The 13,709-nt window shown below is 46.5% G+C and carries 11 protein-coding genes; 5 read left to right on the forward strand and 6 right to left on the reverse strand.

Translation table 11 applies throughout. From position 1 onward, the window contains the following. Window positions 1–107 precede the first annotated feature (107 nt). A complete protein-coding gene (locus tag GO755_RS03000; protein WP_157583071.1) occupies window positions 108–1,067 on the forward strand; it encodes a D-2-hydroxyacid dehydrogenase in 960 nt (319 codons plus the stop codon). Between the two features lie 162 nt (window positions 1,068–1,229). Here GO755_RS03000 and trhO read toward each other — a convergent pair whose 3' ends face one another. Beyond that, complete coding sequence (trhO, locus tag GO755_RS03005; RefSeq protein WP_157583072.1) at window positions 1,230–2,210, reverse strand: oxygen-dependent tRNA uridine(34) hydroxylase TrhO; 981 nt, start codon at window positions 2,208–2,210, stop codon at window positions 1,230–1,232. Between the two features lie 178 nt (window positions 2,211–2,388). On the opposite strand from trhO, the gene GO755_RS03010 reads away from it, so the two are divergent. The 4 genes from GO755_RS03010 (at window position 2,389) to GO755_RS03025 (ending at window position 5,635) form a co-directional block, all read left to right on the forward strand. Continuing rightward, window positions 2,389–3,039, forward strand: a complete 651-nt coding sequence (locus GO755_RS03010; protein ID WP_157583073.1) for a deoxynucleoside kinase — start codon at window positions 2,389–2,391, stop codon at window positions 3,037–3,039. Window positions 3,040–3,578: 539 nt separating this feature from the next. Then, window positions 3,579–3,941 (forward strand): hypothetical protein, encoded by a 363-nt coding sequence (locus tag GO755_RS03015; RefSeq protein WP_157583074.1) that lies wholly within the window; start codon window positions 3,579–3,581, stop codon window positions 3,939–3,941. A 9-nt stretch (window positions 3,942–3,950) separates the two neighbouring features. Next, entirely contained in the window at window positions 3,951–4,952 is a 1,002-nt protein-coding gene (locus GO755_RS03020) for an ankyrin repeat domain-containing protein (protein ID WP_157583075.1), read from the forward strand. Between the two features lie 8 nt (window positions 4,953–4,960). After that, the gene (locus GO755_RS03025; RefSeq protein ID WP_198174735.1) at window positions 4,961–5,635 is read left to right on the forward strand and encodes a DUF1963 domain-containing protein; all 675 of its coding nucleotides are present in this window, start codon (window positions 4,961–4,963) and stop codon (window positions 5,633–5,635) included. A gap of 22 nt (window positions 5,636–5,657) precedes the next feature. Here GO755_RS03025 and GO755_RS03030 read toward each other — a convergent pair whose 3' ends face one another. The 5 genes from GO755_RS03030 to GO755_RS03050 form a co-directional block, all read right to left on the reverse strand. After that, the gene (locus GO755_RS03030; protein WP_157583076.1) at window positions 5,658–6,890 is read right to left on the reverse strand and encodes a helix-turn-helix domain-containing protein; all 1,233 of its coding nucleotides are present in this window, start codon (window positions 6,888–6,890) and stop codon (window positions 5,658–5,660) included. Between the two features lie 97 nt (window positions 6,891–6,987). After that, window positions 6,988–7,392 (reverse strand): hypothetical protein, encoded by a 405-nt coding sequence (locus tag GO755_RS03035; RefSeq protein WP_157583077.1) that lies wholly within the window; start codon window positions 7,390–7,392, stop codon window positions 6,988–6,990. 923 nt (window positions 7,393–8,315) lie between these two features. Beyond that, window positions 8,316–8,831, reverse strand: a complete 516-nt coding sequence (locus GO755_RS03040; RefSeq protein ID WP_157583078.1) for a hypothetical protein — start codon at window positions 8,829–8,831, stop codon at window positions 8,316–8,318. Between the two features lie 28 nt (window positions 8,832–8,859). Beyond that, entirely contained in the window at window positions 8,860–10,323 is a 1,464-nt protein-coding gene (locus GO755_RS03045) for a SusD/RagB family nutrient-binding outer membrane lipoprotein (protein WP_157583079.1), read from the reverse strand. Between the two features lie 22 nt (window positions 10,324–10,345). Continuing rightward, window positions 10,346–13,528, reverse strand: a complete 3,183-nt coding sequence (locus GO755_RS03050) for a SusC/RagA family TonB-linked outer membrane protein (RefSeq protein WP_157583080.1) — start codon at window positions 13,526–13,528, stop codon at window positions 10,346–10,348. Window positions 13,529–13,709: the final 181 nt, after the last annotated feature.

Below are 13,709 nucleotides of genomic sequence, written 5' to 3' on the forward strand. Positions count from 1 at the left end.
CCTAAAACAGGAGAGGGGCTAAAAACGGGCGAGTTCTGCTCCCCTCTCCTGTTTTAGGAGAGGGGCCGGGGGTGAGGATAAATATCATAAACAAGAAAAACTCAATAATGAAGATTGTCGTATTAGATGGGTATACACTGAATCCAGGTGATTTATCCTGGGAAGGATTGGAGAAATTTGGTGACGTAACAGTATATGACCGAACTCCTGCCGACCAGGTAGTGGAGCGGGCAAAAGATGCCGAAATCATTTTTACCAACAAAACACCCCTCGGCGAAGACCTGTTGACGCAACTCCCCGTCTTGAAATTTATTGGTGTGCTGGCTACGGGTTATAACATTATCAATACAGAGGTTGCGAAGCAGAAAGGGATTGTCGTTTGTAACGTACCCGGTTATGGAACAACGTCTGTAGTTCAATTGACCTTTGCCTTATTACTCGAATTAACCCAACACGTTAAACACCATAGTGATGCCGTGCGGGCAGGCAAATGGGCTAGCTCGATTGACTGGTGCTTTTGGGATTATCCACTAGTTGAGCTGGCTGGCAAAACCATTGGTATTATTGGATTTGGCAGTATCGGCGAGAAAGTCGGTGATATAGCCACGGCTTTCGGTATGAATATTATCGGTTCGAAACGGCATCATACAGACCAGTCACATCGGCCTAATTTCAGCTGGGCTGACGTACCCGAACTGCTGACACAATCGGATGTGGTGAGTATTCACTGTCCACTAACGCCAGAAACGCAGGGGCTTATCAATAAAGAGAATCTGGCTTTGATGAAACCAACCGCGTTCCTGTTGAATACATCCAGAGGGCCAATTATTGTAGATCAGGATTTGGCCGACGCGCTGAATACAGGCGTCATTGCCGGAGCAGGTATCGACGTATTATCCAAAGAGCCGCCAGCCGCTGATAACCCATTGTTTACGGCGAAGAATTGCCTGATTACCCCCCATATAGCCTGGGCAACAATCGAAGCTAGATCCCGATTGATGGATATTACCGTTCAGAATTTGTCGGCATTTCTGGATGGTGAGCCGGTAAATGTGGTGAATAAGTGAGGAATATTAGCCCACTGCTTTAGCTGTGGGTGAGGAGAAAAATGCCGTAAAATTTGGAACCGTTTCAACGGTTTGCCATTCGCATAAACCGTTGAAACGGTTCACATTAATGTATATATTACCATCGTATACCCACAGCTGAAGCAGTGGGCTGATAATGGATTACGCATTATTAATAACCACATCAACCTTCTGACCCTGACGGCTTTTATAACCTTGGATAGGGGAGTAGCTCTGCGTTTGCTTGCCGTAATAGCCCGTACCGTCGTAAGGACGCAGATTTGGATCTTCTTTGCAGGCATCGGTGCATGTTCCGGCATGGTCATGACCGCAATCCTCGCAGAGGGTAATGTGGTTGTTACAAACCGGGCTGGCGCAGTTGATCATCCGGCTGGTGAGTGTACCGCACCGATAGCACGTTGATACGACAACTGGGTTGATATGATTGACCGGAACCGTTACGCGGTTGTCAAATACGTAGCATTCGCCATCAAAATCTTCACCGCCAGCTTCTATGCCGTATTTGATAATGCCGCCATGAAGCTGATACACGTTATCAAATCCCTGCGAAAGCAGATAAGCAGAGGCTTTCTCGCATTTGATGCCCCCTGTGCAATACGTCACAATTTTTTTGCCTGATCCTTTCAGATGCTCGATTTCGGCAATGTGTTCGGGAAGTTCGCGCAGATTGTCCATGTCGAACGTAATGGCCCCTTTGAACTTGCCTACTTCGTGCTCGTAGTTTGACCGCATATCAACCAGCACGACATCAGGGTCATTTTTGAGTTGCTTGAACTCTTCTGGTTCGAGGTGAATACCCGTCTGCTTGAGTGGATCGACACCTAAATCAGAGTGAACAATCTCGGCCTTCACCCGAACGTGCAGCTTTTGAAACGCATGTCCGTCCGATTCATCAATCTTAAACTCCGTGTGCGCAAAACGAGCGTCGGCGCGGAGCGCGGCCATGTAGGCTTCGCAGTCTTCTGTTAGGCCAGAGACAGTTCCGTTCAATCCTTCGGGGGCTACAATGACGCGCCCGAGTAAGTTCAGGCGGATGCACAGCAAATGATGTTCTTCCCGATATTGCTCCGGGTTTTCAATGGGCGAATAAATATAGTATAGAAGAACGCGGTACGGTTTCATTTTTAAAGAGCGAAAGAGTGAATGAGCGAAAGGGTGCTGCTCAATGTTCGTTCTGAATTACAAAATTAAATTAAAACAATGATTAGTTCCCTGATCTTGGTCAAGAGTCATTGACTGTCTACATTTATTGCCCCAAATTGCCCGGTAGACTGGCAATTATTGACTTATCTATTTATCCATGCATATCGCTATTACAGGAAATATTGGAGCTGGCAAAACAACGCTGGCCGAATTACTGGCCGCTCACTACGGCTGGGAAGTACTCTACGAAGCCGTCGACGGGAATCCCTATCTGGCCGATTTTTATGCTGATATGCCTCGGTGGGCGTTCAATCTACAAATCTATTTCCTGAATAGTCGCTTTGCGCAAATGAAAAAGATCCTGGTGAGTCAGCAGGCTAATTCGGCCTCACCTGGTAGTCAGGCGCATACGATGGTGCAGGACCGGACTATTTATGAGGATGCTTCTATTTTTGCCCGCAATCTCTACCAGGACGGCACCATGCCCGAGCGTGACTATTTTACCTATCGCAACTTATTCGAGAATATGATGAGTATGGTTCGCCCCCCCGATCTGATGATTTACCTCCGGGCCGATTTGCCCAAACTTCGCAAACAGATTCAGAAACGGGGGCGGTCATTTGAGCAGGCTATCAGCAATGAGTACCTGGGTAATTTAAATCAACTCTACGAAGAATTTGCCGGTTCATATAACCTCGGACCTCTGTTGATTTTAGATGTAAATGCGCTGGATTATGCGAATAAACCGGCTGATTTTGCCGAAGTAATTCGTCAGGTTGATGCCAGGATGAGCGACGTTAGCAGATAACCTGTGAAACTTAAAAAAAAGCCGGACTCAGGGAGCCCGGCTTTTTTGAACTACATAATAAAGCTTATATGTACTCTGTACGCAATGACATCTGAGTCTGTTGCGGGAAAGTAGAAATAAGTCAAAAATAAGTGAAAGAGCCGGTACTCATACCAGGCATAACAAAGGCGTTATTTGCTTTAGTTGATTGATAAACAAGATGTAAACTAATGCGAACTACGAGATTTTATGGGTGATTATAATTCGATTAAGCTCCTACGCGGTCAAAAAAACTCATAGTTCGCGTTAACCTGGAAGGATTGCAGCAGTAAGAAATATAGTTCAGCAACTAGAAGACATAGCGGCCCGATAGCACCATCAGAATACCCGCTGGAACGGTAGTAAAGGATAGTTTACACAAGGTGAATCTGGGCAGTGTTCCTGTTAAATCAACTACTTGTTTATTCATTCCTACCAGTTACTAACTCTCACATTGATTGACTCTTCGGGCTATGTTGTTTTGTATTAAACAGCGCTTAAGCGTAACTAAACACAAGACAATGGCAAACGAAAAAAGTGTAATCGACGAATGGTCGGTAAGAGACCTGGAAGATGGATCATCATTAACAATTACGGTAGTAAGCTGTACCGAACTAGGCAACCAGTCGCAGCCAGGTATACAGGTTCTCTACATGGGAAACACTATCAACTATGAGCCACTGATTGTGGAGCGGTGGGCGTATCAAGCCTCTAAAAAAGGTGTGGATGAGTATTTGCTGGAAGACCAATCCTGGATGTATTATCAGGATCAGTTTGTGAAAAATTACCTGGTGCTGGGTTCGCCCCTCAAAGCGAAGGTAGAGGTAAAAACGCGCTCATCTAAGGTGATTTCCAGAGAGTATGCGTTACCCTTCGACGTATAAGCGTATCGAATGAAAGCCATTACCATCGCTAACTGGTCATTCCTGATCATTTATGGCATTCTGCTCACGTATTCTTCCTTAACCCTAAATCAGTCTGGTACAGATGCCGCAGGACGAGGCATGGCGGCAGGGTATCTCTTCGTTGGTTTTATCCTGCTGGTCATTCTGATTGGTGTAAACTGCCTTCCCTTTCAGCTTAGCAGGATTATCGTCTTTGTGCTAGGTCTTCTGCCTATCGTGGTAGGGCTTATTCACTGGATGGGCCAGACAAGTATGAGCAGACAAACCAGGCAGAATGATGATGGAAAGGCGAATGGAACCTATTATTTTCATGATCCACAACGCCGACAACTAGCCCAGGCCATTGCAGATCATGACATTGAGCAGGTTAAAATGCTCTTGCAGCAACCTATTCCTCAGCTAAATGAAAGCGGATCTGATTACATTACACTACTTGATTTTGCAGCTCTTAAAGGCGTATATAGTCAGGATTCTCTGTGGGTCATACCCTGTCTGTCGCTTTTACTCGCCAAAGGAGCTGCGATCGAAACCGCCGATTCAAGCCACATACCTACTCATACACGGGTAAGTCGGAATAGTTCGGCAGTCTTGATGGATTGGTTTTTGAAAAATGGCGCCAATCCGAATGCAAAAGGGCTATTGCAGCTTCCGACGCCTATTCTGTTTATCGTCATGGAATATGACTATGATCGAGAGGAGAAAATAAAGCTGTTACTAGCTCACGGAGCCGACCCTAATTCGGTTTATCCGCCAACGGCATCGAGTTGGTTGGCGGGCCATTCGGCATTGTTGGCCGCAACCCGGTTAGAATTATGGGATGTATGCAGGCTGCTTCTTGAGAAAGGAGCTGACGCTACGGTTGTAGGTCCACAGCATCAGCGATTTGCTGATTTGATTAAGCGTAGTGCCGAAATTTATACCGAACGGAATAACACGCCGGAAACGTTTACGGCTTTACTGAAAACGATGAGTGCGTCAGCCGGGAAATAAAGTCCGCTATGACTAAGAAGCAGTTTATTGACCAGATTGCCCGACGAGCTATTCGGATGAAGGTTGGTGGCTTTCGTCCTACCGACAACCCGCTGGCTTCCTGGATCGGGAAAGTTCTGGTAGCCAGCGCAGAGGAAAGCTGGCCTCATACTAACGGCAAACCGATGCTTCCCCTCTGCCAGATTAATTTGGACGAGTTCGCATTCAAACCGGAACTTGTCAATGACATTGCGTTAATTACCGTCTTTATTACTTCGGGTGAGCTACCTCTTGATGGCGATGAAAACGGCACAAGCTGGTGCCTCAGAGCGTATAAAACAACCGACGACTTAGTCCCCTTGTCGCAACTTAAAGTGCCATCGCCCATCAAACCAATGCAGATGATTCCTGAAGTGATCGAGCAGGATTTTCCGCATTGGGAAGATTGCCCCATTCCCGTGCCAGCCAGGTTTGAGGATAACTATTCTGAGCTGTTTCCCAATGCCGAAGGAATCAAGTTTGGCGGTTGGCCAACACTGATTCAGGGCGAAATTAGCTGGACTTCAGCTATTGAACCCCAATTTGCCTTTCAAGTTGACAGCGTGGAGAAAGCTCGCTGGCAGTGGGGCGATAACGGCGTTGCCTATTTCGGCAGGAGTGAAAAGAAAACAGACCAATGGACATTCTCCTGGCAATCCTACTGATTTCTGTGTTTAACCCAAGTAGTTAGCTTTCATCGGCGGGGGTCGAGCAATTATAATCGGGTTTGTCCTGCATCGAGCGCCGGAATTCACTGGGAGTTTGCCCGGTTGAGTGCTTAAACGCTTTGTTAAAGGAAACTTTATTATTGAAACCTACCTGATAGGCCACTTCGATAATATTAAGTTGCTGACGAGGTACCTGCTGTAATAACTCCCTGGCTTCTTTTATCCGTAAGGAATTAATGTATTCAAAGAAATTCATGCCTAGCTGCTCATTCAGTACCTGCGAGAGATGATGGCGGCTGATGTTCAGTCGTTCGGCTACTGTCTCTAACCGTAACTCATTGTCATGATAAAGCTTTTCGGTACACATCAGCTCCTGAAGTTGCTGGGCAAACTGGCGGGCTATGTGTGCAGGTAAACCCGAATGACGATAGCGAACTTCAGGCTGAGTCGGTACAGACGAACGGGGAATAACCGTCGCTAGTCTAACCCCTGGGAATGTGGCTGTTGGGGTCGTAAGTACTCTTAATTCAGAAATGGGCAGCTGATTTGTTTGGAAAATATGGGGCTGCAAATAAGCTAATACCGCCACCAGCCCAATAAAAATGGCCATACTCAGGGAAATAGCATAATCCCAGTCCCGGTTAAAAAATGACATGTTCACCAAGACATGATAAGACCAGTTGGCTAGCACAAAACCTAAATAGGATAAACTAAACCAGCGTGCCCATTGAGAAACCTCCCGTAAGCTTTGGAACGATGGCTGAAGCCGAATGATGGCGACTGCATACAACGAAAGATGGATGAGGACAATCCAGGGAAGCGACTTATAAAAGTATCGGTAGTACGAAAACGGAGTTGATTGAAAAAACGAATCGGGCAGGATACTGTTCAACAGAATCAGGAGTAAATGGATGCCTGAGACTACTAGAAAAGGTAGAAAATGAATCAGCCGGGTACGGGACGAAACGGGCTGGTGAAGCAGCTCTTTGAGATAACAATAAAACAATACCCCAAACGAGAGGAAGAGTAGTTCTGCCAGCCTGTTCAGGTAAGGGAAAAACTGTAAATAGTTGCTCCAGTAGAGTACATAATAGATTAGTACGATTGAAAATAACACCAGAATCGCTACGATATAGCGAATCTGGTGTTTCTGCTGGCCAGCCTGTTTTAAAAGCAAAGGTGCCATAAATAGCCCTAAAAAAGCCATCAGAGCAAAGGCTGTTGTCCACTGATCAAGATCGGGTTTGTTCATTAGATAGGTAACCAACTAGTCATAAATAAGCGCTAAAGGGAATCATTGAAACAGGATAGCACTCACGCTATCCAGCCTTAGCAGCGGCCTGAAGGACTCACAATACAGTGAGTGTGCGTGTAAGCGTAGTGGGCTGTTTAGTCGTGATTTTAATTTCACGAATCTCCATCTCAAGCCCATTGGATACTTTTAACTTGTAGTCGCCGTCGGTTAAATCCGTTAAATCGAGGCTGAGCCGTATAAATGATTCTCCTGTATCCAGAATTCGATCAAAATACAATTTTCCTTTATGATCGAGGAGCTGGAGATATACCTGCCCTTCCAATTCCTTATCTACATTTATTCGCAACTTTGCCCCATCTGCCGTTAGATAAGCGCCTAGCTGATAACGAGCCAGTTTAGTAGGTCGATTCTTTTTGTTTGCCTGCGGAAGATCAGGATTTGCGGACGCACTTAAGCTGAAACTAAATGCCAGTAACAGAGCTAAGATAATCGTGTTCATTGTAGTGTTGTCGTAAAGAGGTTACAGATAAATAGGGATTCGTTTTTCTAGCATCAAAAAGACAAGGTATTAATCAGATCTTTTGCTTTTTTGTATAAATGGTTATTATAATACAAGAGCGGTAAAGGCTTATAAATGCCTACTGTTGATGAAGTGAAAAAATAGACTCGATATAAGTTTGGGGGCTTATAATTTACTCGTCTAGAAGTGTATAAGAATTGACGGCCGTACGCTGGTTTACAGAATCTATAAACCTTGTAGGATAGTGAAGATAAATAGGTTAATTCTAAGTGTGTATATTAAGTTGCTAATTATCAATGTGTTATAATGAAAATCTGTTTACCAGTAGGTAGTAAGCATACAGGTAAAGCACAACTAGTTCATGGAGATCTTAATTGGTCAGCCAGGTGAAGAGAGGAGAGTTTTCACGAGTGGGAGCTAACAAATATGTAAGTTTTGACTGATGAAACTAGCAGGTATTTAGTAGGCGTGAAGTATGTGGAAAATAATTTATCTGTATGTAAACTCTGCGTTAAGATTATACTTTATATTAATAATATATTTTATTATTTAGGCTAAAATTGTTTTAATTATTTAATGAAAAAAACTGTTTGGTTAAGCAGGAAAAGTATTCTTTTAAAGAAAATTTCCCCAAAAATTCATAACTATTTTTTGTCATTCCACCCCAGGAGGAATCTCAAAATTCCTTATTAATCAAGCTTGGGATTCCTCCTGGGGCGGAATGACAAAAAATAGCAGAGTTTTCTCATAAAAAATACAACCTCGTAGAGGTGAGGTCTTTGTAGAAAAGGGTGGTTGACCGTTTTCTACAAAGATTACATGCCTACGGTATTTTTATAAGAAAGCCCTGCAAAAAAATAGTCAGTTTTAATAGGTCAACAGTTTTCAAATGCCTGCCTGAATCAGGCTACTACGCGCACTCGAACCGGCTCGGGTACGATCTGTGTACCATCATCTAAGGTTACCAGAAAGATGAACTGGATTTCTGTATAGTTGGGCAACGCAACGGGTGCCGTGGCCACCGTCGGGTATTTTGCCTTGAAATCCGCCATCGTCGTGGTAAACACCACTGTTGTGCCACTACCGGCTATGGGGGCTGCGTTATAAGCCGTTGTGGCGGTGGCCGCATTTAAAGTAGCTATGTTGATACCTGTTGCACCGCCCACAATTTTAGTAATCTCCTTAATTGTGCGACCGCTCGAAGCCGGTATCGACAACGTAAACTGGATAGGCCCACCAGCCGCCAGAGAGCTGGTAATGAACGGATTGAAACCGTAACTGGTAGTGCCAGGGAACGTTACTGGAATCGTCGGGCGATTATCGCGAACCAGATCGCTGTAGACGTAATCGTCCTTGCAGGAGAAACAGCTACTAGCTACCAAAACCAGTACTAAGCATTTTATCAGATTTGCTTTCATTCAATTGAGTGTTTGATCGTCATGAATATTAATCGACATCCCACCAAACCCGGATATTTGATTGCGGAGCTGGATTTGGGAAATTCGTATTGCGTTGAATCTCACTGTTGATATAAACGGCACGAACTGGTCGGGTGCCGTCAATGCCAGCTGCGTTTTGAGAAGGTTGCAGAACTGGGTATCCTGTCCGGCGGTACTCATTCCAGTTCTCCAGGCCATTACCCGTAAACGCGATGTATTTCTGCGTAATAATCTGGGCGATTTTCTGCTCGGTGGTACCCGTTAAGGTAGCCACGGTTGGATTGGCCGCCAGGTAGGCCGTGATCTGATCTGTCGTAAGTCCGGCCAGTGTCATCGACGCTTTAATGCCTTCGGTATAGAGCGCTTGTGGATCGCCGGGCGTTCCCAGACGTAAGGCAGCTTCGGCCAGAATAAAGGCCCGCTGGAAATTGGTAGCCAATCGTACGGGACCTTCCCCGTTATTGCCGGTTACATACTTATTATAGCGTGACCAGCTAGTTACTGGTGCGGGCAGTGTTCCCCGGAAACCGTTATCAATCGTTACATAATTGGCGCCTGGCTTGGTAAAAAAGATCGGTAAACGCGGATCATTCAGGCTGTTGAGTAGAGCTAAATAGCGTGTACTGAGGATAATGTCATCTTTAAATGTACTAACAGCGGTGTAGGTGAATCGCGGGTCCTGACTACCCACACTAGCTCCAAATGTGAAATTCATATCTCCGCTATTGGCGCTGATGTAGGTATTGCCCGTCAGTACCTCATTAATCACACTGGTTGCCAAAGCGGGTTCTTTGCGGCTAATCGTCGTTGCAAATTTGAGCAGCAATGTATTGCCTGCCCGTTTCCACTTATCCAGATCGCCCCCATAAATCAGATCGTCGGCACCAGGTTTCACCGTCGACGTGGCATCAAGATCCTTGACGCCTTCACGAACCAGATCGAACAGGCTTTGAATCCCCAGCGACGCATTCCCTTTATAAATGTCTTCCTGCTTATCCAGGCGGGGAGCGGTGAAGGATTCGCCCTGTAGCGCCTGTGAGTAAGGGACATCGCCCCAGAAATCAGTGGCGATACTGAAGGTGTAAGCCTTCATGATTTTGGCAATACCTGTATAGGCTTTCGCATTGTTGGCATCAGCCAATTCAATCAACTTCTGATAGTTTACGAGCGCTCCGCCATACAACTCAAAACGCCACTGATTTTCCATATCTGCCCCATTGGTCTGGAAAATATCGTAGTTCTGCGGGTTATTCGCTGCCCCGGCCAACTGCTGAATAAGCGTTGAGGAAAAGCGATTCAATTCGTTGGCATTGGCAAAAGCAGTTCCGGCCTGAGCGGCAGGTAGCAATACGGCTGGCGTGACTGAGGTTGGATTGTTGGGAGTTACGTTAACATCCAGAAATTTGCTACAGGCACCCATTCCCAAAAACAGGGGAATGAGCAGATAGCGTTTGTGCTGTATGAAGTTCATGAGTAAGTCGAATAAAAAGTGATTAGAACGTGAGCCGAATATTGCCGCCGAAGTTGCGGGTGTTTGGTGGACCATTGAGATCCAGTCCCTGAATGTTCCCCGCTCCTTGGGTATTGATTTCAGGATCAGCCGGGAAGTTGGGTGCATAGAAAAATAAATTGCGACCACTAACCCCCACTGAAATCGCTCCAAAGGGTGTTTTGCTCAGTAAGCTCTTCGGGAGGGTATAGTTCAATGCTACTTCGCGGAGCCGGTACACGGTTGCATCAAACACGGCGGCTTCCGACGCCAGTCCACCTAGGGCTGTATTCCAGTACACCTGCGAACTTAACTGGATGTTGTTTGGTCGGAATGTTCCATCGGCATTCTGAATCACACCGGGTAAAATTCGGGGCTGATCGCGATCGAGACCCGTCACATACAGGGTGCCGTTAGCCCTGGCATCGGTCACGCTAAAGGAGTATAATTGACCGCCCTGCCGGGTATCAACCAGCACCGACAATGCAAAACCCTTGTAGGAAAAGGTGTTGGTCAAGCCTGCTGTATAGTTGGGTTGCGGATTCGAGATAACTGAGTTCGCAATGCCCGGTGCAAACTGGCCGGAGGTTCCATTGATGACATTTTGGCCCGCATATTGGCCGGTGGGGTCATAATACAAGCCAGCGGGGTCAGTGCTTTGTACCCGTGCATTAGCCGTTCCAACCACTACACCATATGGGTAACCTTCGTAAATAGACGGAATGATTCCGGTGAAGGCATTGGCTCCCGAACCAACAAGATTCGTTGCCGAACTGCCAACATTGGATGATTTAATCCCCGGTGCAATCGAAATGACCTTGTTGCGGATCAGTGTATAATTTAACGTAGCATCCCATTTAAAGCCGCCCACTCGTATTGGTGTGGCATTTAGCACCAGCTCGACACCCTGATTTCGTAGTTCCCCAACGTTTGTCGTCCGAGTATCATAACCCGTTGAGTTGGAGATAGCTACGTTGAAAATTTGATTCCTACTGTGCGAATCGAAGTACGATGCATCGATACTCAGGCGATTTTTGAAGAAACCAAGATTGATGCCCACTTCATAGGAAGTAACAAACTCAGGTGTCAGGTTATTGTTGCCAATCCGACTACTCACTGCAAACCCCGGAATACTTCCGCCATTTGCCTGCAAGGGGAAAGTAATGCTGGCCACATTATTCCCATAAAGGGCTGTTGTATACACCGAATTAAGCAAATAAGGATCGGCGTCGCGCCCTACCTTGGCAATACTGGCCCGGACCTTAGCATACGAAATGACGTCCGAATTAATCTTGAAGGCATCAGTTGGCACAAAACTTACCGAAGCCGAAGGATAGAAGTAGGTATTGTTCGCTTTGGGCAGCGTCGATGACTGATCGGCCCGGCCCGATAATTCAACGAACAGATAATTGTTGTAATTCAACGATAACTGACCGTAGTAGCCAACCAGACGACGATTGGTAGCGAATTCCCCGCTTCCGGTAAAGACGGAGCCGTTCCCTACATTATAAAAGCCGGGAATCGTCAGCGAAGCGGCATCAACCAGCGATTCCTGCGATTTTCGCTGATTGATGTTATTGCCAAGTAACAGGTTGGCATTCAGGCCATCCAGGAATAAATTGTCTTTTCGGGCCGAAATCAATAGATCCCCGTTCAATTCATTTCGGAAGAAAATGTCCTGCGAAATTTCACCTAAAGGCGACCGTCCTGAGCCAATAGGCAAAGTTAATTTTCGTCGGTCGGTGTAGGTGTCGCCCGTTACCCGGTAGGCCACATTGAGCCATTTGGTAATATCATAACTGATTTGAAAGTTGCCAAAGAACCGATCCACCTGACTATCGAGTCGCTCATTATTTACACTCCATTCGGGATTATTACTGGTCGTTGAGTAGTAAATGCTTTTGCCATTCGCATCCTGATAGGGCTCATTAGGCAGATTGTAGCTACGGGGAATTCGGGTGATCTGACCAAACGCACTAGCGCCGTTCCCGCCTGGAATGCCTGTCGATACGGTTTGGACGTAAGTGCCCGTTCCGCTGATCTTCAGGCCATTCTTTAGACGGGATTCACCTCCTAGCTGTACATTGGTGCGGTTAAATTTTGAGTTCTGGATAACCCCATTCTGAAGCGTATTGCCAATCGCAAGAATGTAATTGCGAGTTGCATCACCAGAGGCAATATTGATTGAATTCTGGATGATGCTCCCTTGCTTGTAGAAATCCTTTACGTTATTTGGATACGCCTGATAAGGTACCACAAGCCCTTGCGTATTGGTTACGGTAGCGGGTCCACCAGCGAAAGCGGGCCCCCATGAGTTAGCCGAATTCGCTGTAAACAGGTTATTCGCCCCCTGCCCGTAGTCATTCTGGAATTTGGGAAGACCGTATATGTTCTGAACGTTGTAGGAAGAATTGACCGTTACTTCGGTCTTGTTATTCTGATTTCGACCCGATTTTGTCGTGATCACAATGGCACCCGCCGAAGCCCGCGACCCATACAGAACCGCAGCCGCGGGGCCTTTCAGTACGTTAAGTGATTCAATGCTTTCGGGGTTGATGTCGGCCAGCCGGTTGGAGGGTTGTGTACCGAAGAGCGTGTTCTGCGTGAGGTTGACGTCGTTGCTGAAGATAATCCCATCCACCACAATGAGCGGCTGGTTACTGCCTGTAAAGGAGGTGATACCCCGAATGTTAATGTTTGTTGAGGCTCCCGGCGCACCACTGGCCCCCGTTATACTAACCCCGGCAAGTTTACCCTGAAGGGCGTTGAGCAGGTTAGGCTCAGAGCGTTGAGCCAGAATATTACCGCCTACTTCCTGAGTTGCGTACCCCAACGATCGCTTGTCGCGCTCGATTCCCTGGGCGGTTACCACGATTTCGTCGAGACTCTGAGAACCACTAACCAACGCAATGTTGATCGTTGATTGACTCCCTACAGCTACGTCCTGACTGGTATAGCCAATAAAGCTGAAGATCAGCCGAGCTGTAGATGGAACAGTAATCTGGTAGCGACCATTTGCATCGGTGGTGGTGCCTCGGGTTGTTCCTTTGACCTGAACGCTTACACCCGGAAGGGCTAAGCCGTCTTCTGATGAAGTGACACGGCCGCTTACAGCTACATCCTGTGCCAGCGCTGGCACAGAAAAAAGCACCATAAGTAACCAACTACATAGTAGCGTGTTTTTCATGTGTGAGTAGAGATTGAATACATCCTGAACATTGACAGCCGGTTGACACCCAACCAACTTTCCCAAATGAAGGGGGAGTAATTTTGAAATTGGGTAATCCCGATAAAGATTATCTTTTTTGTAGACCAGACTGCTGCGCTAGGAGGAGGCTACTAGCTTCAACATTAGCGGGAATTGGGGC

It is taken from the genome of Spirosoma arboris, assembly GCF_009754945.1.
GTDB classification, from domain to species: domain Bacteria; phylum Bacteroidota; class Bacteroidia; order Cytophagales; family Spirosomataceae; genus Spirosoma; species Spirosoma arboris.

Coding starts and splice junctions, on each gene's coding strand:
- GO755_RS03015 (WP_157583074.1), top strand. CDS start 3,579: ATGGCAAACGAAAAAAGTGTAATCGACGAATGGTCGGTAAGAGACCTG.
- GO755_RS03035 (WP_157583077.1), bottom strand. CDS start 7,392: ATGAACACGATTATCTTAGCTCTGTTACTGGCATTTAGTTTCAGCTTA.
- GO755_RS03050 (WP_157583080.1), bottom strand. CDS start 13,528: ATGAAAAACACGCTACTATGTAGTTGGTTACTTATGGTGCTTTTTTCT.
- GO755_RS03000 (WP_157583071.1), top strand. CDS start 108: ATGAAGATTGTCGTATTAGATGGGTATACACTGAATCCAGGTGATTTA.
- GO755_RS03030 (WP_157583076.1), bottom strand. CDS start 6,890: ATGAACAAACCCGATCTTGATCAGTGGACAACAGCCTTTGCTCTGATG.
- GO755_RS03040 (WP_157583078.1), bottom strand. CDS start 8,831: ATGAAAGCAAATCTGATAAAATGCTTAGTACTGGTTTTGGTAGCTAGT.
- GO755_RS03025 (WP_198174735.1), top strand. CDS start 4,961: ATGACTAAGAAGCAGTTTATTGACCAGATTGCCCGACGAGCTATTCGG.
- GO755_RS03010 (WP_157583073.1), top strand. CDS start 2,389: ATGCATATCGCTATTACAGGAAATATTGGAGCTGGCAAAACAACGCTG.
- trhO (WP_157583072.1), bottom strand. CDS start 2,210: ATGAAACCGTACCGCGTTCTTCTATACTATATTTATTCGCCCATTGAA.
- GO755_RS03020 (WP_157583075.1), top strand. CDS start 3,951: ATGAAAGCCATTACCATCGCTAACTGGTCATTCCTGATCATTTATGGC.
- GO755_RS03045 (WP_157583079.1), bottom strand. CDS start 10,323: ATGAACTTCATACAGCACAAACGCTATCTGCTCATTCCCCTGTTTTTG.